This is a genomic window from Streptomyces odontomachi (genome assembly GCF_024435355.1).
GTDB lineage: Bacteria > Actinomycetota > Actinomycetes > Streptomycetales > Streptomycetaceae > Streptomyces > Streptomyces odontomachi.
In genome coordinates this window covers 158,533-181,064 of sequence record NZ_JAMJWG010000012.1, presented here as the reverse complement: position 1 = coordinate 181,064, position 22,532 = coordinate 158,533, and the positions used below count along the sequence as shown (strand labels likewise).

Sequence of the window (22,532 nt, the reverse complement as noted above, 5' to 3'; positions counted from 1 at the left end):
GTGGCGGATGAGCCCGTACCAGTGACCCGTGGCGTGTGCACCGGCGCACGCCGCGGGTCGAACTGGTCGTGGGCGGCGGGCAGGACGAGGACCAGGCGAGGTCGGGACGAGGTCCGGATCGAGGTCAGGGCGAGGTCCGGACCAGGGACGTACCGATGGGTGGCGCGGACCTGATTGAATCCTGCGTGGATATGCCGCGCGGCTTCGCCCGCGCGCGGCGTCCGCAGTCGCTTAAGCGGTGACCGCCGAGCGGCCGGCCGAAGCCGTGCCGCAGGCCAGGCCCTGGGGAGATCATGAACGAGGGGAAGCCCACGAAAGCAAAGTGGTGGAGCCGTCCCCGGCCGAGCGCGCCGGACGACGCCCCGCAGGGGAGCGGGCCCGCCGGACCCTCCGGCCCGCCCGAGGCACAGGACGGTCCGACGACTCCGGACACCCTGGTCGCCCCGGACATCCACACCTCGAACGCCCCGGAAGCCCCGGACGCCTCCGGGGACTACATCGTGGCGCCGGCACGGCCCACCTCCGTCGCGTCCGGCACCCAGGCATCCGGGACCGACGCGTCCGGGACCGACGAGTCCGGGACCGGGGAACCCGGGACAAGCAAGACCGCGACCGGTGCCGCGACAGCACCGGAACCGGCGGTTTCCAGCCAATCAGCGGATGCTGCCGAGTCCACCGGCGCGACCGATGCGACCGGTTCCACGGCCCTGGTGGGCCCGCCGGCTCCGCCGGCTCCGTCGGCCCCGACGGACGCACACGAAGCCGCCGGTGCCCGGGACGTCCCGGACAACCCCGCAGCTGCGGCGGGAACCCCCGCGGCCCCGGCGGAGCGCCCCCGCCCCGTACACGACCCCGACCCGTACAGCACCCCGCCGTACGGGGAGCCGGGGCCCTGGGCGCCGGCGCCCCCGGTGCAGCACCCCGGGGCGACGCCCGCCCAGGGGACCACGCTCCCGCCGCAGCTGACGACGACCACCACGCACGGCGCACCGGTGCCCGGCCCGGCGCCGTCGTACGACACCGGCGTGCCGGTCGGCGCCGCCCCCGCCGCCCCGGCGCCGTACGCCACGGTCCCGCCGCAGGCACCGGCGGGACACGCACCCGCGGGACACGCCTCGACCGGACACACACCAACCGGACATGCCCCGACCGGACCCATGCCAACCGGACACCTGTCGACGGGACAAGCGCCAACCGGACACGCCCCGGCCGCGCCGCCCCAGCCCCCCGGACCGCAGCAGTTCGTGGACCCGGGGGCGGCGCCACCCGCCCAGTTCCCGGACCCCGGCGCACCGCAACCCGCCCCCGCGATCCCGTATGCGCCCGGCGCAACGCCCGGGTTCGCGGATCCGCAGGCCGCCGGGGTGCCGGAGGAGCAGGACGTGATGTCCGGCGGGCGCTGGCCCGCGTACGATCCGTGGGCCGCGCCGCTGCACCAGACGGGGGCCGCACCGCGGGATCCGAAGCGTGGGCGCCGCAGCGCGGTGCTCGTGCTCACGATCGTGGCGCTGGTGGCCGGGCTGATCGGTGGCGCGCTCGGGTCGTACCTGGAGCGCACGGGCGACTCGGACATCACGCTGCCGCAGGCCGGCGCGGAGTCGAAGGACCGGGCCCCGGGCAGCGTCGCGGGGATCGCCGCCAGCGCACTGCCGAGCGTCGTGACGATCCACGTCCGGGGTGACACCGAGGCGGGCACCGGCACCGGGTTCGTGCTCGACGGCAAGGGGCACATCCTGACCAACAATCACGTCATACAGCCCGCGGGTTCCCACGGCGAGATCTCGGTGACGTTCAGCGGCGGCCAGACCGCGAAGGCCAGCGTGGTGGGCCACGACAGCGGCTACGACCTGGCCGTGATCAAGGTCTCCGGTGTCTCGGGGCTCAAGCCGTTGCCCCTGGGGAACTCGGACAACGTCCAGGTGGGCGACCCGGTGGTGGCGATCGGAGCCCCGTTCGACCTGGCCAACACGGTGACGTCGGGGATCATCAGCGCCAAGGAGCGTCCGATCACCACCGCGGGCAGCGAGGACAGCGACGGCAGTGACGTCAGCTACGTGGACGCCTTGCAGACCGACGCCCCGATAAACCCGGGCAACTCGGGTGGCCCGCTGGTCGACAGCAAGGCGCGGGTGATCGGCATCAACAGCGCGATCCGTTCCGCCGACAGCGGTGAGAGCTCCGAGGGCGGCCAGGCGGGCTCCATCGGCCTGGGCTTCGCCATCCCGGTCAATCAGGCCAAGCGCGTCGCCGAAGAGCTGATCAACACCGGCAGCGCCACACATCCCGTGATCGGTGTCACCCTCGACATGGACTACTCCGGCGACGGCGCCCGCGTGGCCGACCAGGGGAACAGCGGTGGCCCGGCGGTGACCGAGGGCGGCCCTGCCGACCAGGCCGGCATCCGGGCCGGCGATGTCGTGACCCAGGTGGACGGCGTGCCTGTGCACTCGGCCGAGGAACTCATCGTTCGGATCCGTGCCCACCGCCCCGGCGACAAGCTGGAGCTGACCCTGCGGCACGACGCCACCGGCGACGGGGGCGACACGGCTGGAGGCGGCTCGACGCACGAGGTCACGCTGGTGCTGGGCACCGAGAAGGGCGACTGAGACGCGCGTTCGCACATGCCATTATGGCGGCATAACGGAATCAAGAGTTGAAGTGTCTGAAACGGAAAATTCGGAGATTCAGTTATGAATCATCCGAGAATGTGGTGGCGATCCTGCCCCGGGCCGAGGCCCGGGGCAGTACCGGACTGGCCGGCTCCCCAGGTACCGTGGAGCTGGTCCGAAGACGCTGTCAGAAGACCATGAAGAAGAGCTGTCACGGACGACCGCCATGGACGACCTTCCCCCACCCCTGAGGGCGTGGGCGGTACCTCCAGCGGGCCGAGGACATCGCGAGGAGCTGCAAGGTGTTCAATGACATAGGCGCACTTGAGGTAGTGACGCTCATCGTCCTCGCCGTGCTCGTCTTCGGTCCGGACAAGCTACCCAAGGTCATCCAGGATATTTCGCGGACCATCCGCAAGATCCGGGAGTTCTCGGAGAGCGCCAAGCAGGACATCCGCAACGAGCTGGGGCCGGAGTTCAAGGACTTCGAGTTCGAGGACCTCAACCCCAAGACGTTCATCCGCAAGCAGCTGGACAACGAGGACCTCGGGCTCAAGGAACTCCGCAACGGCTTCGACCTGAAGAAGGAGATGGCCGACGTCGCGGACGCCGTGCACGGGCGCGGCGGCGACGACCGGGCCACGGGCTCCGGCGGGTCAGGCGGACGCGTGGACATGACCAAGAAGCCGGATCACGGCGAGCCCCCGCCGTTCGACGCCGACGCCACCTGAGGCCTGGGACCGGGCCCGGCCCGTCGACGGCATAGGTAGCCGCCGTTGACGTTCCGAATCGCCGGTTGACGTCCCGAGTCGCCGGTTGACGCGCCCGAGCCACCGTTCGGGAAGGCGCCCCGGCTGATCGGGGGGGGCATTATGACCCGGCCGGCGGCGGTCCGTGGCGGCGACCGGGTGAGCTGGTCACCGGCCGACCGGTTTTCCTTGATCAGCTCTTTCGGGTGGCTATTCTGCCTTGTTGGTGTGTGGAGCTGACGGGGGAACGCCCGAGAGGGGCGGGCCGCCGGGCTCCGAACGTGAACAAGGAGGCACGCGGCCAGATGGAAATGACGAGTCGATGGGGCGATCAGTCGCCCACGACACGCAGCGGACCGGACATTTCCACGGCTGCCCGGCGCCCTGCCGACGGCTTCCTCATGGCGACGTTCCCCTGGTACGGCCTGGACGAGGCGTTCACCGGACCGCGTTGGCTGATGCAGGTCGGCACGTCGGCGGACGGTTCCGTGGAGCACGGCTCGATCGGGCACGGGGACGAGCCCCTCGTCCGCAGCGAGGGCAGCGGGGACGACAGAGAGCGGTTCGCCGTCGTCGTCACCGTAGCCGCCAACCCCGTACGGCGCAGCGCGGACGGATCGGGGGTGCTGGAGGCCACCTCGGTCTCCTCGGCGGCCTGGCTCGCCGGCGTCGGGCTGCTCACCATGACCTGGCCGGGCCAGATGGACCACACCCTGCGCGACGACTGGCTGGACCAGCAGACCGAGACCGCCTGGGTGCTCGCCGACGACCTGCACGGCCCCGACTGGGCCGTGCTCTCGCTCCCGGTGGACGGCCAGCCGACGCCGTTCCGCTACCGCGAGTCCGAGTACGGCTGGGTGCTGGCCGGATCCACCGAAGCGGGTGTGCACCTGGGCGCGTACGGGCGCGGGATGAGCGCGTACGGCGTCGGCTTCTCGGTGATCACGGACATCAGGGCCTACGGCTGACGGGTGGCCCGCTCAGTTCCCCGCGCCCCGTCGAGGGCGCGGGCGAACCGGAGCGGGCCCGGAACCCGCGCGAGAGCCCGGAACCCGCGCGAGAGCCCGGGAGACGGGCTCTGGAACAGCCCTAGAACTTGTTCCGCGGCGTGATGCCCAGGGACATCCCTGCGAGCCCGCGCTCGCGGGCCCCCAGCTTGGCGGCGATCTCGTGCAGCGCCGCACCCGCGGGGGAGTCCGGGTCGGTGATCACGACGGGCTTGCCCTCGTCGCCGCCCTCGCGCAGCCGTACGTCGATGGGGATGGCGCCGAGCACCGGCACCTCGGCACCGGTGGCCCTGGTCAGGCCCTCGGCGACGGTCTTGCCGCCGCCGGTGCCGAACACGTCGACCATCTCGCCGCAGTGCGGGCAGGGCAGGCCCGACATGTTCTCGATCACACCGACGATCTTCTGGTGGGTCTGCACGGCGATCGAGCCGGCCCGCTCGGCGACCTCGGCAGCGGCCTGCTGCGGGGTGGTGACGACGATGATCTCGGCGTTCGGCACCAGCTGGGCCACCGAGATCGCGATGTCGCCGGTGCCGGGCGGCAGGTCGAGCAGGAGCACGTCCAGGTCGCCCCAGTAGACGTCGGCGAGGAACTGCTGGAGGGCGCGGTGCAGCATCGGGCCGCGCCAGACGACCGGCGCGTTGCCCGGCGTGAACATGCCGATCGAGATGACCTTCACACCGTTCGCGGACGGCGGCATGATCATGTTCTCGACCTGGGTGGGACGGCCGTCGGTGCCGAGCATGCGGGGGACGCTGTGCCCGTAGATGTCCGCGTCGACCACGCCGACCTTGAGGCCGTCGGCGGCCATCGCTGCGGCCAGGTTGACCGTCACCGACGACTTGCCGACGCCGCCCTTGCCGGAGGCCACCGCGTACACCCGGGTCAGCGAGCCCGGCTTGGCGAACGGCACCTCGCGCTCGGCCTGGCCGCCACGCAGCGACGTCGCCAGCTCGCGGCGCTGCTCGTCGCTCATCACGTCCAGCGTGACGCCCACGTGCGTGACGCCCTCGACGGCGGCGACGGCATCGGTCACGTTCTGGGTGATGGTCTCCCGCATCGGGCATCCCGAGACCGTGAGATACACCGTGACGGCAACGGCGCCGTCGGCGCCGACCTCCACGGACTTGACCATCCCCAGATCGGTGATGGGCCGCTGGATCTCGGGGTCCTTCACCGTAGCCAGCGCCTCGCGCACCGCGTCTTCCGTAACCATACGAAACAGGGTACGGCGTGCGAAGCACGTCTGTAGAGGGTGGTGGTGGGCGACGGGTGGGCGGTACGTGGCTCGAAGTGCGTTCGATGGGGAGGTGGGAACTGGGGACGTCCGGGGAGGGCCGGCCATGTCCTCGGGGCTGGTGGAGGGAGCAGTGACGCCTGTGTCCCAGGTCACGGACGGCGTGGTGATCCACGCCGCTCCGCACCCCCGCCGGGGGGTGCGGACGGGGCGTCGGCACCGGCTCCGTCCGCGGTTGCCCCGGTCGTCTCCAGCAACCTCGCCAGGTCCTCCAGTTCGGACCGTATCCAGTCCCGAGTGGCGACCTCGCCGAGGCCGGTGCGCAGCGCCGCCATCTCGCGGCTCAGGTACTCCGTCTCCGCGATGGACCGCTCGTTGCGCTTGCGGTCCTGCTCCAGGTTGACCCGGTCCCGGTCGTCCTGGCGGTTCTGGGCCAGCAGGATCAGCGGGGCGGCGTAGGAGGCCTGGAGGGACAGGGCCAGGGTCAGGAAGATGAACGGGTACTCGTCGAAGCGCCACGAGGGCGGGGCGAGGACGTTCCAGGCGATCCAGACGATGATCGTGAAGGTCATCCAGACCAGGAACCGCCCGGTGCCGAGGAACCGGGCGATCCGCTCCGACAGCCGCCCGAAGGCGTCCGGGTCGTACTCCGGAAACAGCCGGCGGCGCGGCACGAGCGGCTGGTCCATGCGGCCCCGCGACGGGCGCACCGGCTCACCGCGTACGTCGCGCTGATCCCGAAGGTCGCGGTCAAGGGCCATCGTGCACCTCCTCGGGCCACGTGTACTCGCTCTCCCGCCAGTCGTCCGGCAGCATGTGGTCCAGCACGTCGTCCACGGTGACCGCGCCGAGCAGCGCCCCGCTCTCGTCGACGACCGGCGCCGCCACCATGTCGTAGGTGGCGAAGAAGCCGGCCACCGCGGGCAGCGGTGTCTCAGGGCCGAGCGTCTGGAGGTCCTGGTCCTGGTCGAGCAGGGAGCCGACCAGCGTGAACGGCGGGTCGCGCAGCAGCCGCTGGAAGTGCACGGTGCCCAGGTACTTGCCGGTCGGGGTCTGGTCCGGCGGCCGGCACACGTACACCTGGGCGGCGAGCGCCGGTGACAGCTCCTCCTCGCGGACCCGGGCGAGCGCGTCGGCGACCGTCGCGTCCGGTCGCAGCACCACCGGTTCGGTGGTCATCAGACCGCCCGCGGTGCGCTCCTCATAGGCCATCAGGCGCCGCATGTCGGCCGCGTCGGAGGGGCGCATCAGGGTCAGCAACCGCTCCACGTCGTCGTCCGGCAGCTCGCCGAGCAGGTCGGCCGCGTCGTCGGGGTCCATCGCCTCCAGGACGTCGGCGGCGCGTTCGTCCTTGAGCTTGCCGAGGATCTCGATCTGGTCGTCCTCCGGGAGCTCTTCGAGGACGTCGGCGAGCCGGTCGTCGTTGAGGGCCGCCGCCACCTCGGCACGGCGCTTGGCCGAGAGGTGGTGCAGCACGTTCGCGAGGTCGGCGGGGCGCATCTGTTCGAACGTGGCCAGCAGGTTCTCGGCGCCCTGGCCCTGCTCCTCCAGCGAGAACCCGGTCACCGCCGACCACTCCACCGTCAGCGTCTCGCCCTTGTGCCGCCGGAACGCGCCGGCCTTGCCCTTACGGACGAAGACCCGGTCGATCTCCCAGTCACGGCGGGCCGAGACCTGGTGCACGGACAGGTCGAGGACGGTCACCTGCTCGTCCGTCTCGAGCAGGCGCACCCGGCGATCGAGCAGCTCACCGAAGACCAGCCGTTCCGCCGGGCGCTGTTCGAAGCGGCGCATGTTCAGCACGCCGGTGGTGATGACCTGGCCCGCCTCGATGCTGGTCACCCTGGTCATGGGCAGGAAGATCCGTCGACGGTTGACCAGCTCGACGACGACGCCGAGCAGTCGGGGCGGCCGGCGCGCCAGGGCCTCCCGGCGGGTGCCGTCGGCGGCGGGCACGGCGGGCACGCCGCGGGGTTCCTGGTGGCGCAGGATGGTGACCAGGTCCCGTACCCGCCCGACCTGATCGCCGTTCGGGTCGAACACGGCGATGCCGGCCAGGTGCGAGACGAAGATCCGGGTGGCGCCTGCCGCCATGCTGCACGCCTCCTTCCGCCACGGGCGATGCGCGGTGCCGCGGCGGTCTGCCGCGGTGGGTCGGCGGCCGGGCTGGTCCGGGCCGGCCGGATGGGCGGGGCGGGGTCACATCGGTGCATTGTCGACCAATACGCGCTTCAGGCTAGTCCGTCCTGGTCCGGTACGCCTTGGCGGGCGTTCCGCGAGAGCGCTGGTCATGCTGCTGCGGCCGGGCTCGGGGCGCCCCGGTACGCTGCCGTACTGCCGCCGGGCGCGGGTGCCCCGAGTCGCCGCCCGGACCACGCCGCTCCTGATCGATCCGGACGAGAGGCAGCCTTCACGTGACATCGATTTCCCGCCGCCGTCTTCGTCCTGTCGCACGCCTGAGGACGGGTGTGCTGGGGGCGGGGCTGATCGTTGCGGGGATGGTGCTCGCCGGCTGCTCCGGCGACCCCGACGCGAACACCAACGGCGAGGGGAAGCTGGAGCCCGCGCAGATCCAGAAGGACGCCCAGAAGGCCGCCAAGGCCGCCTCAGCGGTACGGCTGGCCGGCACGGTGGTCAGCAAGGACGGCACCTACCGGCTCGACATGCGGCTCAAGGCGAGCGGTGGCACCGGCTCCGTCACCACCAAGGGCAGCACCTTCCGGCTGCTGCGGGTCGGCGACCACCTCTTCCTCAAGGCGGACGCGAGCTGGTGGAAGGACAAGGGGGGCAAGGGCGGTACGGACACGGCCGCCGCCAAGGCGCTGGGCGGCAAGTACGTCCGGGTGCCGAAGGGCGACGCGTCCTACGAGCAGCTGTCCGGCTTCACCGACAAGGACGTGCTGCTGGACGGGGTGCTCACCCTGCACGGCTCGCTGGGCAAGGGCGACCACGGCGAGACGGAGGGCATACGCACGATCGAGATCAAGGGCGACGACGGGGCGGGCGGCATCCTCGACGTCTCCCTGGAGGACACCCCGGTCCCGATCCGCCTCCAGCGCGCCGGCGGCGCCGGCACGCTTACGTTCACGGAGTGGAACAAGTCGTTCTCCCTCGAGGAGCCGGCCAAGGGCGACATGGTCGACTACGGGCAGCAGCTGCCGACGTCCTGAGCCCGACCGAGGGCGTGTGCGTCGCCCCGGACCGCTGCCGCACGGAGCGTGGACCGCGCAGGGCGCGCGTGCGCCGGCCCGTCAGGGGGTGCGGCGCCTGCGCCGGCCCCGCAGCAGCAGCCGCGGTACCCCGGCGGGCAGCGGCACCCGTGTGGTGGCCGAGGTGGCGGGCGGAGGCGCCGCCAGGGACTCGGCCGGGAAATCCGTCCGCACCGGCTCCGGCAGGGGCTCCAGGCGCACCACACGGCACTCCCGGGCCCATCGCTCCACCATCGCCTCGCCGTCCGGCGCGTTCAGCCGCTTCCCTTTGAGCTCGGCGACCGCGGCCTGCCACGCCGCGGAGCCGGGGGCCAGCTCCACGACCTTCGCGTCCCATTCGACGAGCCGGCCGCCCTTGTCCTTGCTGCGCACGGTGACCGTGGCGCGGCCCTGGTCGGGGAGTCCGGGCAGCGGCTGCTCACCGGGGCCGTCGCCCACCAGGCAGGCGGCGCCCTCGTGCCAGACGTGCCACAGGGCCCGGCAGGGGCCGGTGCCGGTCACCCAGATCAGCGCCGACTTCTTCGTGGCCTCCTCGACGAGGGCGCGGCCGAGCAGCTCAGCGTTCATGTGACCAGGGTAGTGAGGCTGCCCGCACGGGCACTCAGAGCCATCCGTTCCGCTTGAGCGTGCGATGGATCGTGTAGCAGATGGCCACCGTGATCCCCATGACCAGCGGGTAGCCGAACCGCCAGTGCGTCTCGGGCATGTGGTCGAAGTTCATCCCGTACACGCCGCAGACCATCGTCGGCACGGCGATGATCGCCGCCCAGGACGTGATCTTGCGCATGTCCTCGTTCTGTGCGACGGACGCCTGCGCGAGGTTGGCCTGGAGGATGGAGTTCAGCAGGTCGTCGAAGCCCACGACCTGCTCCTGTACGCGGGTGAGGTGGTCGGCCACGTCACGGAAGTACTTCTGGATGTCCGGGTCGACCAGCCGCATCGGCCGCTCGCTGAGCAACTGCATGGGTCGCGCCAGCGGTGCCACCGCCCGCTTGAACTCCAGCACTTCGCGCTTGAGCTGGTAGATCCGGCCGGCGTCCACGCCGCGCGAGGTGCCCCGGCCGTTCTTGCCGGGCGCCGAGAACACCTCGGTCTCGACCTCGTCGATGTCGTCCTGCATGGCGTCGGCGACCGCCAGGTAGCCGTCGACGACATGGTCGGCGATGGCGTGCAGCACCGCGGACGGCCCCTTGGCCAGCAGCTCAGGCTCGTCCTGTAGCCGGTGCCGCAGCGCGCGCAGCGAGCCCTGGCCGCCGTGCCGGACGGTGATGAAGAAGTCCTGGCCCGTGAAGCACATCACTTCGCCGGTCGTGACGATCTCGCTGGTCGCGGTCAGCTCGGCGTGCTCGACGTAGTGGATCGTCTTGAAGACGGTGAACAGGGTGTCGTCGTAACGTTCCAGCTTGGGCCGCTGGTGGGCGTGTACGGCGTCCTCGACGGCCAGCGGGTGCAGGCCGAACTCGGCGGCGATCCCGGCGAACTCGTCCTCGCTGGGCTCGTGCAGCCCGATCCAGGCGAAGCCGCCGTTGCTGCGGACGTCCAGCATCGCCTGGCGGGGCGTGACGGCGCCCAGGGCGGCGACGCGGTGCCCGTCCCGGTAGACGGCGCAGTCCACGATGGCGGACGGCATGGCGGCGGAGGCGTGACTGGTGGCCCCGTACGGGGCGAGGGCGCCGTCCCTGCGGAGCGTGGGACGGACGGCGGAACGCAGGTCGCGAATCATCGACATGGGCAGGCTCCTTCGCGGGCGGGGCCGCCGGCGGCCGGCTGGAACTACCCGGAATGAGGACGTCCGGCGTACTGGGGCCCCACCCGGTCGTTCGGCACCGGGGGGCCTTCCAGGGCGCTTTCGGCACTGGGGGACTGGCACGTCCACAAAGCGGGGAGCACCGCACCGTCACGGTGGGCGGCTGCGCTACTGATGCAGATCAAACCGATCGCTTAAGGACCGGGTGGGCACGAAGCGCTCTTCCGTGGTGCGCCGCATGTTTGTGACGCATGTGCAGGGGGCAGCCGCCGTGTACGGACGGTACGTGACGTACGGGCGTACGTGAGGGTGCGGAGCTGCGCGACTCAGCGGTCGGAAGAGCGGGTGGTACTGCACGGTCGACTTCGATCCATGACAGCCCCACCTCCTCCGGCCGGTCCCCCGTGGGGGAGTCTTGGTGCGCCGGGCCTGCCGGACGCGTTGTCGGGGTTCGCAAGGGAGGGCGTGCACTGCGCCTCTGTCGCGTACTGCCCCGACCAGCGCTCAAGCTTATCAGCCGTCAGAGGTGCCACATCCCGGCTTTGCTGATTTGTATACCGCTCCGGGCCGAGGGCGAGTCCTCGCCGGCGGGCGTGGCGGACCCTGGCGGGAGGCTTTGGCGGCGCCCTCCCCCGGCGGCGTTTCCGTGGTGCTGCATATGCTCGCGTCATGGCGATGGCTGAAGTTCTGGCGCTGGTGGAGGACCGGCTACGGGCCGCTCTGGGCGAGCCGGACGCGCGTGCGTCGGTGACGTTCCTCGGTACGGACCGCATCGAGGTGCTGCGCTTCCACTCCGCCGGGACGGCCTCGGGCGGGGGAGACGCGGGCCCGGGTGACGGCGCGGGCGACGCTTCCGCGTCGGGCATCGTGCGCTACGCCACACTGGGCATGTCCGCGCAGCCGATGACCGATCCCGCGGCGGGGTTCGCCGATCCGGTGCAGGGCCCGCGTGCGGAGCTGCTGCTGTCGGTGCGTGCGGGCGTCGCCGACACCGACGAGGTGCTACGCCCGCTCGCGGTGCTGGCCGCATCGCCCCAGGTCGAGGGTGTTGTGGTGGCCCCGGGCGGCTCGCTCGACCTGGGCGGACCGCTGTGGTCCGGCGCACCGTTCCAGTCGGTCCTGGTCGCGGAGCCCGGCGGGCTCGTTGCCGACCTGGAGCTGCCGGCACCCATGGAGCCGGTCCGGTTCCTGCCGCTGCTGCCCATGACGCCGAACGAGGCCGCCTGGAAACGGGTGCACGGTGCGCAGGCGCTGCACGCCCGGTGGCTCGACCACGAGGTGGACCTGCGCGATCCGCTGCGCCGCTCCGTGCGGCTGGACTGAGCCCCGTCCGACCGGGCGGGGCTCAGCCATCGACATGCGTGGCGGGCCGGGTGCGCCGGCGCCCCGGTCAGGAGCGCACGGCGGGCGCGGGGTGCTGGGCCAGCTCCTCCGCCTCGTGCACGAGGGCCTTGCGGCGCACCACCACGATCACCGCCGCCACCAGCGACGTCGCCGCCGCGACCACGAACGGGATGTGGATGTCGAACCACTCCTCGAACTTCGGCGCCAGGAACGGCGCGGCCGCCGCGGCGAACCACCGCACGAAGTTGTACCCGGCGCTGGCCACCGGCCGCGGCGCGTCGGAGACGCCCAACGCCAGCTCGGTGTACACCGTGTTGTTCACGCCGATGAGCGCACCGGAGACGATGGTGCACACCACCGCCGTGGTGTGGTCCCCGTATCCGAGCACCGCCATGTCGACGGCGAGCAGCACCAGCGACCCGCCGAGCACCGTCAGCGACCCGAACCGGGCCTGCATGCGCGGCGCGACCACTACCGAGAAGACCGCCAGCAGCAGCCCCCACGCGAAGAAGACGGCTCCGGACCGGTACGGGGTCATGTTCAGCACGAACGGCGTGAAGGCCAGTGCGGTGAAGAACGTGTAGTTGTAGAAGAACGCCGAGAACGCGGTCGCGGCGAGGCCACCGTGGCCGAGCGCCTTGATCGGGGCGAGCAACGAGGTCTTGCGCGCAGGTCGTGGCTGGTCCTTCAGGAACGCCGTGATGCAGAGGAAGCCGATCGCCATCAGCACGGCCGTGCCGAAGAACGGGTACCGCCAGCTCATGTTGCCCAGCAGCGCACCCACCAGCGGCCCGCAGGCGATGCCGAGGCCGAGCGCCGACTCGTAGAGCAGGATCGCCGCCGCGCTGCCTCCCGCCCGTCGCCCACCACCACCCTCAACCGACGCGCTGCGCGCGGCACCCATAGGAACTGCCGCACCCACGATGACCGCGAGGGCGGTGGAGACGAAGAGCGCGTTGCCCAGTCCCCAGCCGGCGCGGAAGCCGACGAGCTGTCCCACCGAGTGGGAGGTGCCGGCGAGCGCCGCGAAGACCACCACCAGCGCGAGTCCGACCAGCAGCGTCTTGCGGCCGCCGATCCGGCTGGAGACGAATCCGGTCACCAGCATCGCGACGGCGGTGATCAGGAAGTACGAGGTGAACAGCAGGGAGACCTGGCTGGGGTTGGCCTGGAGCCCCTTGGCGATGGACGGCAGGATCGGGTCGACGAGCCCGATGCCCATGAAGGCGACGACGGAGGCGCCCGCGGTGACCCACACCGCCTTCGGCTGGCGCAGGATGCTGGTCGCTCCCGCGTCGAACGGGTCCTCGTCCTCGGCCGCTGCGACCGCTCCTCCCGGATGCGGGGCCCTCGCGGTGCCTTCGACCCCGGCTGCGGCTTCCGCGTGCGTGGTCCCTCCCGGCCTGTAGCTCATCTTGGGCCCTCCAGAGTCCACCGGACGGGTGACCGGCCGGTCGGGCCGGACGGCGTCCGATGGTCGATCCAAAAATGGTTGGTGTATACACACATTAAGTTAGGTGGGCTAATAGATGCAAATTGCACGTAACGATGTCCGCTGATCCGGCGTACGGACGGGTGTGCATTCGGTTGATCGTCCTTGACGGGAGGACGGCCGGGGAGGACCGTTGGGCCTTATGAGGGGCGAACCCAGTTGCCCGAAGTGCGGTGGCCGGGTCAGGGCTCCCGGACTCTTCGACGACTCCTGGCAGTGCGACGTGCACGGGACGGTGCATCCGCTGCAACCGGTCATCCCACCGAGCGTCGAGGGCCTGAGCGTCGTGGTGCACCGAGCGCGGGTCCCGGTCTGGATGCCCTGGCCCCTGCCCGTCGGCTGGTTGTTCACCGGGGTGGCCTGCGCCGGCGACGACAGAAGCGGCGGGAGGGCCACCGCTGTCGCCTGCTCGGGCCCGGGGCCGCTGGGCGGCGTCGGTGAGCTGGTGCTCGTCGCCGAGGAACTGGGCGTGGGCCTGGGTGCGCGGTACGCCGGCATCCGCGGGCCCGACCCCGGCACGTATCTGAACGTGGAGAAGCCGCCCCAGGCCAAGGTGCTCGCGGCCGGCCGCCCCACCCCGCTGTGGCTGCTCAACGGCACTCCCGAGGACCGCGCCGTCTTCGCGGGCGAGGCGTGCGGCCTGTGGCTGTGGGCGATCGTCTGGCCCGAGCAGTCGGGCCTGCTGATGTACGACGAACTGGTGCTGACCGATCTGCGGGACGCGGGCGCCGAGGTGGACCTGCTGCCGTGCGGCGCGCTGAGCCCGCGGATCCTGTCGCCCGACAGCGACTGACCGGCCGCCTGCGGTCGGCACCGGTGGACCCCGGCGCGCCCGGGGCCCTCCTGGTCGAGCGCAGTCCCGGACCGTGCCGACCGGTCACGGACCCCGGCCCGACCCGTCACTCCGGGCAGCTATTCTTCAGGTACCCATGTCCCCGTCAGAGCCTGGAGCGCCTGTCGTGCTCATCGATCTGCACACTCACTCCGCCGCCTCCGACGGTACGGACAGCCCGGCCGACATCGTGCGCAACGCCGCCGCCGCCGGCCTCGACGTCATGGCGCTCACCGACCACGACACCACCCGCGGCCATGCCGAGGCGATAGCCGCCCTGCCCGGACTCGACCGGGAGCTGACGCTGGTCACCGGGGCCGAGCTGTCCTGCCGGCTGGACGGGGTGAGCATGCACATGCTCGCCTACCTCTTCGACGCCGAGGAGCCCGCGCTGCTGGCCGAACGTGAGCTGGTGCGCGATGACCGCACCCCCCGCGCGCACGCCATCATCGGCAAGATCCAGGCGCTCGGTGTGCCAGTGACCTGGGAGCAGGTGAAGCGGATCGCGGGTGACGGCTCGGTGGGCCGGCCGCACATCGCCGAGGCGCTGGTCGAGCACGGGGTCGTCGCCACCGTCTCGGACGCGTTCACGCAGGACTGGCTGGCGGACGGCGGCCGCGCCCATGTGGAGAAGCACGAAACCGACCCGTTCGAGGCGATCCGCCTGATCAAGGCCGCTGGAGGGGTCGCCGTCTTCGCCCATCCGGGTGCCGCCAAGCGCGGTCAGGTGGTGCCGGAGGAGTCGATCGCCAAGCTCGCGGAGGCGGGTCTGGACGGCCTGGAGGCCGACCACATGGACCATGACGAGGCCACCCGTGACCGTCTGCGCGGCCTGGCCGGGGACCTCGGACTGCTGGTGACCGGGTCCAGCGACTACCACGGCAGCCGGAAGACCTGCGTGCTGGGCGAGCACACCACGGCACCGGAGGCGTACGAGGAGATCGTGCGCCGTGCCACCGGCGCGCGTCCGTTGTCCTCGCGCGCCTAGGCGCGCGGCCCGAGAGTGCCGCAGCCCCGCACCCTTGGTGGGTGCGGGGCTGCGGCAGGTAAGGGCACCGTGTTCCGGGCCGGCGTACCGGGCCCGCCCGTGGGTGCTCGACGTGGGTACTACGAGGCGGTGGCGGGAGATTCGGCGGGGCGGATGTAGAGCCGCTGCCCTGAGGCGGCAGCCTGCTGAACGATCCGGCTGACGGTGTCGGCGTCCACCACCGTGCTGTCCACGGCGGTCCCGTCCACATCGTCCAGGCGCATGATCTCGAAGCGCACAGGCTTCTCCCTTCGTCTGGTCATCCTCCTGAAGGAGAACTGCTGATACGGGATCGAAGTTTTGTCCTGGTATGAAGCCAGGACGTATCCCGTCCGTTACATCCGGATTGCGTGACTTTGTGTACAAGAGTTGTACAGGTCAGTGTGGATCGCGTTTCGTACCTGTACAACGGATTGTCCCACGCAATCATTCCCTGTCCTAAGGAAATTTTTCGAGTATCTAATTACTGATACCGAAACGTGGCCGTGCCCCCACTGCTCTGGCTCCGGGTTGTGCCCGCCGTGCGGCGGCCCGGACAATGACCCCATATGAACGATGAACCGATCGGACCCGAGCCGGCGTACGCGGCGCTCGCGGAGCGCCTCGAGCGTACGAACGCGCTGCTCGAGCGCATGCTTGCCGAGGTGGCGAAGACCCCGTCGACCCATGCGATCTTCGTGGACGCGGGGTACCTCTACGCCGCGGCCGGTCGGCTGGTCGCCGGCACCGAGGACCGCCGCTCCTTCGAGCTCGACACCGAAGGGCTGATCGACGCACTGATCGACAAGGCCCGCACGATCTTCGCGGACTCGAGGCTGTTGCGGGTCTACTGGTACGACGGTGCGCGGCGCCGCATCCACACCGCCGAGCAGCAGTCGATCGCGGAACTGCCGGACGTGAAGGTCCGACTCGGCAACCTCAACGCCAACAACCAGCAGAAGGGCGTCGACTCGCTCATCAGGTCCGATCTGGAGTCGCTGGCCAGGCACCGCGCCATCAGCGACGCAGCCCTGCTCGGCGGCGACGAGGACCTGGTGTCCGCGGTCGAGGCGGCCCAGGGGTACGGCGCCCGCGTCCACCTGTGGGGCGTCGAGGCCCCGGAGGGCCGCAACCAGGCGGAGCCGCTGCTCTGGGAGGTCGACAGCCAGCGCACCTTCGAGCTGGACTTCTTCAAACCGTACGTCACCCGGCGCACCGTGGTGACGCAGGACGGCACGGGCGTCGCACGGCCCAACCGTGAGGACGTGTGGTTCACCGGCGCCCGGATAGCCGCCACCTGGCTCGGATCCCGTGGCCGCGACGCCCTCGCGGAGCTGCTGCCCGGGTACCCGTACCTGCCCGGCTCCGTCGATCAGGACCTGCTGGTGGAAGCGGAAGGCATGCTCCAGTACTCCCTACGCGGCCACGCGGACCTGCGACGGGCCTTGCGCGACGGCTTCTGGGAGCACCTGCGGGCGCAGTACTGATACGGGCCCGGCACTGATACGGGTCCGGCGCGGGCGTCGGGGCCCCGTGCCGTGGGGGTGTCGCCGGACGGACCGGGTGACGCCGTCTCAGTGACGGTCCCAGAACGCGGTCAGCGCCGCGGCGGTCTCCTTGGGGCGGTCGGTGTTGGGGGAGTGCTCGGCTCCCTGGACGACGGTGCGGTGGGCGCCGATGCGCCGGGCCACGGTGTCCATGTCCGGTACCGGCCAGGTGTCGTCGCGCTCGCCGGACAGTACGTGGGTGGGCAGGCGCAGAGCGGCCAGTTCATCCGTGCGGTCCGGTTCGTTGCACAGGTGCCGCCCGGTCGCGATGAGCTGGGCGGGCTGGGTGCCGAGCCAGCGGCGGCGCAGCACGTCCGCCTGGTCGGCCGAGCCGTCGGTGTCCGTTTCCTCCGGCGGTTCGAGACTCCGCATGATCTCCCACACCTCGGCCATGCTGTGCACGGCGAGGGTGTCCCGCAGCAGCTGGACGCGCTGCTGCTGTGCCACGGAGATCCGACCCGGGCCGCACGAGACGAGGGTCAGCGAACGGAACGGCGCCGGATCACGGAGTACGGCGGCCCGGGCGACGAGACCGCCGAGCGAGTGGCCCACCAGATGCACGGGTGCACCGACGGCGGCCACCTGCGCCAGCACGTCCCGCGCCAGTTCGTCCATCGCGTAGGGGGCCTCGTCCGTTGCGGGCCCGTCGGATTCGTACTGGCCGCGTCCGTCCACGGCCACACTGCGGTAGCCGGCCGCGGCGAGGGGCGCGTGCAGCGCGATGAAGTCCTCTTTGCTGCCGGTGTACCCGGGCAGCAGCAGAACGGTCCCCTTGGGCGGGTCCATGCCCGCGGACGCGTCGATGACCGCGAAGTCGCCGCGGTCGGTACGTAGCCGCCGCGGCATGGCACCGGGCGGCGGCACGAAGGTCGGGGGCCTGCTCATGCACCGAGCGTATCGGCACCCGGACCCTCGGGTGAGTCCCGCGGGGACCGCGGGAACGGGTTGCCGGGGCGGTCCGCAGGGCCCCGGTTGAGGGTGGCGGTGGGCTTGGGGGCACCTCCCACGCCTTTAAGGCAGTGTGGGGGCACCTCCCACGCCTTTGAGGCAGTGGGGGAGGGTCACCCGCGATGTGACGGTCGACCGGGGACGACGGGCGTGCCGCCCCCGGTGTGCGGTCAGCTCTCCGCGGAGTCCGGCACGGTCTCCACGACCGCGGGCTTACGGGTCCGCCGCCGACGCGGCCGGCTCTCCTCGGCGACGGGGGCAACGGTTTCCGTGCCTGCGTCGCCGGCGGGCGCACCGGCACGGGTACGACGCCGACGGCGCGGCGTCCGGGGACGGTCGGCGGCGGGCGCCACGGCACCGTCGGAAGCGGCGGCCGCATCGGTCACGGTGGCGGCCTGCTCCGCGCCCTTCTGCGCCCCGTCGCCGGTGCCGGCCTGCTCCGCTGCGCCGGTGGTCTCGGACGCATCCAGCGGTGCGCCGGCGCGCGTGCGGCGACGACGACGCGGAGTGCGCGCTGGGCGTTCACGCTTCTCTGGCTCGCTCGGGGCGGAACGGCCACCGCGGCCACGCGGCCCGCGCCCGGTCTCGCCGAGGTCCTCGACCTCCTCCGCAGCGAGCCCGGCCCGGGTGCGCTCCGAACGCGGCAGCACACCCTTGGTGCCCTCGGGGATGCCCAGGTCCTCGTAGAGGTGCGGAGAGGTGGAGTAGGTCTCGAGCGGGTCGTGGAATCCCAGGTCGAGGGCCTTGTTGATCAGCTGCCAGCGCGGGATGTCATCCCAGTCGACGAGCGTGATCGCGGTACCGGAGGCACCTGCACGACCGGTGCGTCCGATGCGGTGCAGGTAGGTCTTCTCCTCCTCGGGCGACTGGTAGTTGATCACGTGGGTGACGCCCTCGACGTCGATGCCGCGCGCGGCGACGTCGGTGCAGACGAGCACGTCCACCTTGCCGTTGCGGAACGCGCGCAGCGCCTGTTCGCGGGCGCCCTGCCCGAGGTCGCCGTGGACCGCGCCGGCCGCGAAGCCGCGCCGCTGGAGCTGCTCCGCGATGTCCGCAGCCGTCCGCTTGGTGCGGCAGAAGATCATGGCGAGCCCGCGGGTCTCGGCCTGGAGGATGCGCGCGACCATCTCCGGCTTGTCCATGGAGTGGGCGCGGTAGATGAACTGTGCGGTGTTCGCGACGGTCGCACCCGAGTCGTCGGGCGCGGCGGCACGGATGTGGGTGGGCTGGGACATGTAGCGACGGGCCAGCGAGATGACCGCGCCCGGCATGGTGGCCGAGAACAGCATGGTCTGGCGCCGCGTCGGCAGCATGTCGATGATCTTCTCGACGTCGGGCAGGAAGCCCAGGTCGAGCATCTCGTCGGCCTCGTCCAGCACCAGGCACCTGATGTGCCGCAGGCTGAGCTTCTTCTGGCCGGCCAGGTCGAGCAGCCGCCCGGGGGTGCCCACGACCACGTCGACGCCCTTCTTCAGGGCCTCCACCTGGGGTTCGTAGGCGCGTCCGCCGTAGATCGCGGTGACTCGGACGTTCCGTACCTTGCCGGCCGTGAGCAGGTCGTTGGTGACCTGGGTGCACAGCTCGCGGGTGGGGACGACGACGAGGGCCTGCGGGGTGTCGGTGAGCTGCTCGGGCTGGGCGCGACCCGCCTCCACGTCGGCGGGGACGGTGACGCTCTCCAGGACCGGAAGGCCGAAGCCGAGGGTCTTGCCGGTGCCCGTCTTGGCCTGGCCGATGACGTCGGTACCGGACAGGGCGACCGGAAGCGTCATCTCCTGGATCGGAAAGGGATGCGTGATGCCGACGGCCTCCAGGGCCTCGGCGGTCTCGGGCAGGATGCCGAGATCACGGAACGTGACGGTCTGCGTGGGCTCTGTAGACTGTGTACTCAGGGTGATGCCTCTTCTGTGAACGCGGCGCGAGGCGAACGCTGGGGGTCGTGACCGTGCCGGTTTGAATGTCACCGGCCGCATATGAGCCGGTCCGGGTGGCACGGGACCACTGCCGAGGCTCTAGCGCTCGTACCGCTGAGGGCCCCTCCTCTGCCGCACACCGGCATGGCGCGCCGCCCGGAGGGCTGTCTGGTCGGAGCCGATCGGGCCACCGACCGGGCATCCTGTGCATCCTCGTACGCGAACGCGGCAGGACGCTGCGCAGGACGACATGTCCGCGCGCATCCGCGCATCCTCTGACGAGGCGAGCTCCGCCTGATATGTAGCGGGGCTCAATACACCATACCGCGTAATCATGCATTCGCCATGGCCGAATGGCTCACTCTCGTCGTCGGCGGCATGGACACCGGCCCCGGTCAAGCCTCTTCCGGTCCTCCTTGACCAGGGGCCTTCCGCCGTGCAGCGGTCGGGTTATTGTGCGGTCCATGACGACGCCGGAGCACCCTGAGCAGCCTGACAGCAGCGCCGAAGCGGCCGACGCCGCGGACGCCCCTGAAGAATCCACCGCGGTCGCCGCCCAGGGCTGGGACCGTGCCTCGGCCGATCCGCAGTACCGCGCCGCGGTCGTGGATCTGCTCGGTGCGCTCGCCTACGGTGAGCTCGCGGCGTTCGAGCGGCTGGCGGAGGACGCCAAGCTGGCGCCGACGCTCGCCGACAAGGCGGCACTGGCGAAGATGGCGTCCGCCGAGTTCCACCACTTCGAGCAGTTGCGTGACCGACTGGCCGCGATCGGTGAGGAGCCGACCCAGGCCATGGAGCCGTTCGTCGCCGCGCTTGACGGCTTCCACCGCCAGACCGCTCCGTCGGACTGGCTGGAGGGCCTGGTCAAGGCGTATGTCGGTGACTCCATTGCGAGCGACTTCTACCGTGAAGTGGCCGCTCGGCTCGACTCCGACACCCGGTCGCTGGTGCTGGCCGTGCTCGACGACACCGGACACGCCAGCTTCGCCGTGGAGAAGGTACGGGCGGCGATCGAGGCGGAGCCGCGGGTGGGCGGGCGTCTTGCGCTGTGGGCGCGGCGACTGATGGGGGAGGCGCTGTCCCAGTCGCAGCGGGTGGTCGCCGAGCGCGACGCCCTGTCGACCATGCTGGTCGGTGGGGTGGCGGACGGCTTCGACCTGGCCGAGGTCGGCAAGATGTTCTCCCGCATCACGGAGGCGCACACCAAGCGGATGGCCGCGCTGGGGCTGGCGGCATAGTGGCGAATCCGGCGGTGTAGCAGCCGCTGCGGGCCCCGGCCGGATCAGGCCGGGGCCGACGGGCCCAGTCGGTTGCCGGTACGCAGGAGCAACGACAGCAGCGCCGCGGCGATGGCGAGCGCGCCTATGACGGTGACCATCGCATGGCCGGGACCGAGCACGGAGTGCGTCAGGAACGCGCCGAAGAGCCCGCCCGCCGCACCGGTCGACAGCACCAGGGCGCGGGACGGGAGACGGTGTGGCAGGCGCAGGGCCGCAGCCCAGGCAAGTGCCAGACCCAGGACTCCGGAACCGAGCGCTTCCAAGATCATCGACTGTCCTTTCCGTACGGCCAACGGCAGGTGCAAATCGGTCGTAGCCGGTCTACCCAGGCGCCCCGGAAGCCAACCCTGCTCTGTGCGGAAGATGTGGTGCCACTGTGAACGCGGGGCGGTGTGGCGCACGTTGGGGCGCGGGCCGCGCGCAGCGCGCCCGAGGGCACGCCGTCGGAGATGCGGCGCGGTTCGACCCGATCGGGCGCGCAGAAATGGGGAGCGGTCCGGCTGACCAGCCGGACCGCTCCCCATTTCCATGCGTCTGTCCCTGTCTCCCCGCCCGGCCCGCGGCCGGTGCCCGTCACAGGGTGGAGAAGCCCACCTTGCGCACGGTCTGCTCGCCGATCTCGACGTAGGCGAGCCGGGCGGCGGGGACCAGGACCTTGCGACCGTGTTCGTCCACGAGGCTGAGCAGCTGGGCCTTGCCGGACAGCGCCTCGGCCACCGCACTCTCCACGTCCTCGGCGCTCTGGTCGCTCTCCAGAACGATCTCGCGCGGCGCGTGCTGCACGCCGATCTTGACCTCCACGGCTTATGTCCCTCCGACGGTCAGTGTGTGCGCGGCCGTCCGCGCGGTACCAGCACACACTAGCCCGGAGCGGGACCACCGAACCGCGCGCCGGGCACGCCGGTAGCGAACAGCGCGCCCGACGGTGAACGGAGCGGGACCGCTCCCAGTGCGGAGGGGCTCAGCGGTGCTGTTCGTTCCCGTGCAGCGGGAAGCCGGCGATGCCGCGCCAGGCCAGCGACGTCAGCAGCTGGACCGCCGTGTCGCGGGGCACCACGCTCTCGCTGGAGAGCCAGTACCGCGCGACGACCTGCGAGACTCCGCCGAGGCCGACGGCGAGCAGCATGGACTCGTCCTTCGGTAGACCGGTGTCCTCGGCGATCACCTCGGAGATGGCTTCGGCGCACTGCATGCTGACCCGCTCCACGCGCTCGCGCACCGCGGGCTCGTTCGTCAGGTCGGACTCGAAGACCAGCCGGAAGGCGCCGCCCTCGTCCTCCACGTACGCGAAGTAGGCGTCCATGGTGGCGGCCACGCGCTGCTTGTTGTCGGTCGTCGAGCCGAGGGCCGTGCGCACGGAGTCCAGCAGGGCGTCGCAGTGCTGGTCGAGCAGGGCCAGGTACAGGTCGAGCTTGCCGGGGAAGTGCTGGTAGAGCACCGGCTTGCTGACGCCCGCGCGCTCGGCGATGTCATCCATGGCGGCCGCGTGGTAGCCCTGTGCGACGAAGACTTCCTGTGCGGCGCCCAGCAGCTGGTTGCGCCGAGCGCGGCGCGGCAGGCGTGTCCCGCGCGGACGAGCCGCCTCTGTCTGCTCGATGGCTGTCACGCCGCC

General features: G+C 71.3%; 21 protein-coding genes. 9 read left to right on the top strand and 12 right to left on the bottom strand.

All coding sequences use genetic code 11. The features are described from left to right. The first annotated feature begins 293 nt into the window (after window positions 1-293). The 3 genes from NQO67_RS24260 to NQO67_RS24250 all read left to right on the top strand — a co-directional run bounded on the left by NQO67_RS24260 (window position 294) and on the right by NQO67_RS24250 (window position 4,326). A complete protein-coding gene (locus tag NQO67_RS24260) occupies window positions 294-2,606 on the top strand; it encodes a S1C family serine protease (protein ID WP_255952323.1) in 2,313 nt (770 codons plus the stop codon). A 305-nt stretch (window positions 2,607-2,911) separates the two neighbouring features. Next, window positions 2,912-3,340, top strand: coding sequence for a sec-independent translocase (locus tag NQO67_RS24255; protein WP_255952322.1), 429 nt, complete (start codon window positions 2,912-2,914; stop codon window positions 3,338-3,340). 323 nt (window positions 3,341-3,663) lie between these two features. Next, window positions 3,664-4,326 carry a hypothetical protein gene (locus NQO67_RS24250; protein WP_374119083.1) on the top strand — a complete coding sequence of 221 codons (663 nt, stop codon included), beginning with the start codon at window positions 3,664-3,666 and terminating at the stop codon, window positions 4,324-4,326. Window positions 4,327-4,447: 121 nt separating this feature from the next. Here NQO67_RS24250 and NQO67_RS24245 read toward each other — a convergent pair whose 3' ends face one another. From NQO67_RS24245 to NQO67_RS24235, 3 genes are all read right to left on the bottom strand, one after another. After that, on the bottom strand, window positions 4,448-5,581 hold the full coding sequence (locus NQO67_RS24245) for an Mrp/NBP35 family ATP-binding protein (RefSeq protein ID WP_255952321.1): 1,134 nt from the start codon (window positions 5,579-5,581) through the stop codon (window positions 4,448-4,450). A gap of 173 nt (window positions 5,582-5,754) precedes the next feature. Then, entirely contained in the window at window positions 5,755-6,363 is a 609-nt protein-coding gene (locus NQO67_RS24240) for a DUF1003 domain-containing protein (RefSeq protein ID WP_255952320.1), read from the bottom strand. Continuing rightward, window positions 6,353-7,696 carry a magnesium transporter MgtE N-terminal domain-containing protein gene (locus tag NQO67_RS24235; RefSeq protein WP_255952319.1) on the bottom strand — a complete coding sequence of 448 codons (1,344 nt, stop codon included), beginning with the start codon at window positions 7,694-7,696 and terminating at the stop codon, window positions 6,353-6,355. Before NQO67_RS24235 ends, NQO67_RS24240 begins: the two co-directional genes overlap by 11 nt. Before the next feature lie 404 nt (window positions 7,697-8,100). Between NQO67_RS24235 and NQO67_RS24230 the strand changes: the two genes are divergently transcribed. Continuing rightward, on the top strand, window positions 8,101-8,772 hold the full coding sequence (locus NQO67_RS24230; RefSeq protein ID WP_255952317.1) for a hypothetical protein: 672 nt from the start codon (window positions 8,101-8,103) through the stop codon (window positions 8,770-8,772). An 81-nt stretch (window positions 8,773-8,853) separates the two neighbouring features. Here the strand turns inward: NQO67_RS24230 and NQO67_RS24225 are convergent, their stop codons facing one another. Both NQO67_RS24225 and NQO67_RS24220 read right to left on the bottom strand, forming a co-directional pair. Next, on the bottom strand, window positions 8,854-9,378 hold the full coding sequence (locus tag NQO67_RS24225; RefSeq protein ID WP_255952316.1) for a hypothetical protein: 525 nt from the start codon (window positions 9,376-9,378) through the stop codon (window positions 8,854-8,856). A gap of 34 nt (window positions 9,379-9,412) precedes the next feature. Beyond that, window positions 9,413-10,540: a magnesium and cobalt transport protein CorA gene (locus NQO67_RS24220; RefSeq protein WP_255952315.1), complete on the bottom strand. Its 1,128-nt coding sequence runs from the start codon at window positions 10,538-10,540 to the stop codon at window positions 9,413-9,415. A 693-nt stretch (window positions 10,541-11,233) separates the two neighbouring features. On the opposite strand from NQO67_RS24220, the gene NQO67_RS24215 reads away from it, so the two are divergent. Further along, the gene (locus NQO67_RS24215; protein WP_255952438.1) at window positions 11,234-11,881 is read left to right on the top strand and encodes a suppressor of fused domain protein; all 648 of its coding nucleotides are present in this window, start codon (window positions 11,234-11,236) and stop codon (window positions 11,879-11,881) included. A 67-nt stretch (window positions 11,882-11,948) separates the two neighbouring features. On the opposite strand, the gene NQO67_RS24210 is transcribed toward NQO67_RS24215, so the two are convergent. Further along, on the bottom strand, window positions 11,949-13,316 hold the full coding sequence (locus tag NQO67_RS24210) for an MFS transporter (protein ID WP_255952314.1): 1,368 nt from the start codon (window positions 13,314-13,316) through the stop codon (window positions 11,949-11,951). A gap of 220 nt (window positions 13,317-13,536) precedes the next feature. Here NQO67_RS24210 and NQO67_RS24205 point away from each other — a divergent pair, with 220 nt between their 5' ends. Further along, window positions 13,537-14,187 carry a DUF6758 family protein gene (locus NQO67_RS24205; protein ID WP_255952313.1) on the top strand — a complete coding sequence of 217 codons (651 nt, stop codon included), beginning with the start codon at window positions 13,537-13,539 and terminating at the stop codon, window positions 14,185-14,187. A gap of 166 nt (window positions 14,188-14,353) precedes the next feature. Further along, on the top strand, window positions 14,354-15,214 hold the full coding sequence (locus NQO67_RS24200) for a PHP domain-containing protein (protein WP_255952312.1): 861 nt from the start codon (window positions 14,354-14,356) through the stop codon (window positions 15,212-15,214). 119 nt (window positions 15,215-15,333) lie between these two features. Here NQO67_RS24200 and NQO67_RS24195 read toward each other — a convergent pair whose 3' ends face one another. Continuing rightward, window positions 15,334-15,492: a DUF8834 family protein gene (locus NQO67_RS24195; RefSeq protein ID WP_508493662.1), complete on the bottom strand. Its 159-nt coding sequence runs from the start codon at window positions 15,490-15,492 to the stop codon at window positions 15,334-15,336. 309 nt (window positions 15,493-15,801) lie between these two features. On the opposite strand from NQO67_RS24195, the gene NQO67_RS24190 reads away from it, so the two are divergent. After that, window positions 15,802-16,719: an NYN domain-containing protein gene (locus tag NQO67_RS24190; protein ID WP_255952311.1), complete on the top strand. Its 918-nt coding sequence runs from the start codon at window positions 15,802-15,804 to the stop codon at window positions 16,717-16,719. Window positions 16,720-16,806: 87 nt separating this feature from the next. On the opposite strand, the gene NQO67_RS24185 is transcribed toward NQO67_RS24190, so the two are convergent. Together NQO67_RS24185 and NQO67_RS24180 are read right to left on the bottom strand one after the other, a co-directional pair. Then, a complete protein-coding gene (locus tag NQO67_RS24185) occupies window positions 16,807-17,664 on the bottom strand; it encodes an alpha/beta fold hydrolase (protein WP_255952310.1) in 858 nt (285 codons plus the stop codon). 233 nt (window positions 17,665-17,897) lie between these two features. After that, on the bottom strand, window positions 17,898-19,700 hold the full coding sequence (locus NQO67_RS24180) for a DEAD/DEAH box helicase (protein ID WP_255952309.1): 1,803 nt from the start codon (window positions 19,698-19,700) through the stop codon (window positions 17,898-17,900). A gap of 395 nt (window positions 19,701-20,095) precedes the next feature. On the opposite strand from NQO67_RS24180, the gene NQO67_RS24175 reads away from it, so the two are divergent. Continuing rightward, a complete protein-coding gene (locus NQO67_RS24175) occupies window positions 20,096-20,878 on the top strand; it encodes a ferritin-like fold-containing protein (protein ID WP_374119080.1) in 783 nt (260 codons plus the stop codon). Window positions 20,879-20,922: 44 nt separating this feature from the next. On the opposite strand, the gene NQO67_RS24170 is transcribed toward NQO67_RS24175, so the two are convergent. From NQO67_RS24170 to NQO67_RS24160, 3 genes are all read right to left on the bottom strand, one after another. Continuing rightward, window positions 20,923-21,189, bottom strand: a complete 267-nt coding sequence (locus NQO67_RS24170) for a hypothetical protein (protein WP_255952307.1) — start codon at window positions 21,187-21,189, stop codon at window positions 20,923-20,925. Window positions 21,190-21,493: 304 nt separating this feature from the next. Further along, window positions 21,494-21,721, bottom strand: a complete 228-nt coding sequence (locus tag NQO67_RS24165; protein WP_255952306.1) for a DUF3107 domain-containing protein — start codon at window positions 21,719-21,721, stop codon at window positions 21,494-21,496. Window positions 21,722-21,881: 160 nt separating this feature from the next. Next, window positions 21,882-22,526: a TetR/AcrR family transcriptional regulator gene (locus tag NQO67_RS24160; RefSeq protein WP_255952304.1), complete on the bottom strand. Its 645-nt coding sequence runs from the start codon at window positions 22,524-22,526 to the stop codon at window positions 21,882-21,884. Window positions 22,527-22,532: the final 6 nt, after the last annotated feature.

What these genes read in the sequence shown, in the direction of transcription:
- NQO67_RS24230 (WP_255952317.1), top strand. Translation starts at nt 8,101, where the DNA reads ATGGTGCTCGCCGGCTGCTCCGGCGACCCCGACGCGAACACCAACGGC.
- NQO67_RS24235 (WP_255952319.1), bottom strand. Translation starts at nt 7,696, where the DNA reads ATGGCGGCAGGCGCCACCCGGATCTTCGTCTCGCACCTGGCCGGCATC.
- NQO67_RS24220 (WP_255952315.1), bottom strand. Translation starts at nt 10,540, where the DNA reads ATGTCGATGATTCGCGACCTGCGTTCCGCCGTCCGTCCCACGCTCCGC.
- NQO67_RS24185 (WP_255952310.1), bottom strand. Translation starts at nt 17,664, where the DNA reads ATGAGCAGGCCCCCGACCTTCGTGCCGCCGCCCGGTGCCATGCCGCGG.
- NQO67_RS24210 (WP_255952314.1), bottom strand. Translation starts at nt 13,316, where the DNA reads ATGAGCTACAGGCCGGGAGGGACCACGCACGCGGAAGCCGCAGCCGGG.
- NQO67_RS24190 (WP_255952311.1), top strand. Translation starts at nt 15,802, where the DNA reads ATGAACGATGAACCGATCGGACCCGAGCCGGCGTACGCGGCGCTCGCG.
- NQO67_RS24225 (WP_255952316.1), bottom strand. Translation starts at nt 9,378, where the DNA reads ATGAACGCTGAGCTGCTCGGCCGCGCCCTCGTCGAGGAGGCCACGAAG.
- NQO67_RS24250 (WP_374119083.1), top strand. Translation starts at nt 3,664, where the DNA reads ATGGAAATGACGAGTCGATGGGGCGATCAGTCGCCCACGACACGCAGC.
- NQO67_RS24260 (WP_255952323.1), top strand. Translation starts at nt 294, where the DNA reads ATGAACGAGGGGAAGCCCACGAAAGCAAAGTGGTGGAGCCGTCCCCGG.
- NQO67_RS24215 (WP_255952438.1), top strand. Translation starts at nt 11,234, where the DNA reads ATGGCTGAAGTTCTGGCGCTGGTGGAGGACCGGCTACGGGCCGCTCTG.
- NQO67_RS24170 (WP_255952307.1), bottom strand. Translation starts at nt 21,189, where the DNA reads ATGATCTTGGAAGCGCTCGGTTCCGGAGTCCTGGGTCTGGCACTTGCC.
- NQO67_RS24240 (WP_255952320.1), bottom strand. Translation starts at nt 6,363, where the DNA reads ATGGCCCTTGACCGCGACCTTCGGGATCAGCGCGACGTACGCGGTGAG.
- NQO67_RS24180 (WP_255952309.1), bottom strand. Translation starts at nt 19,700, where the DNA reads ATGCGGCCGGTGACATTCAAACCGGCACGGTCACGACCCCCAGCGTTC.
- NQO67_RS24245 (WP_255952321.1), bottom strand. Translation starts at nt 5,581, where the DNA reads ATGGTTACGGAAGACGCGGTGCGCGAGGCGCTGGCTACGGTGAAGGAC.
- NQO67_RS24205 (WP_255952313.1), top strand. Translation starts at nt 13,537, where the DNA reads ATGAGGGGCGAACCCAGTTGCCCGAAGTGCGGTGGCCGGGTCAGGGCT.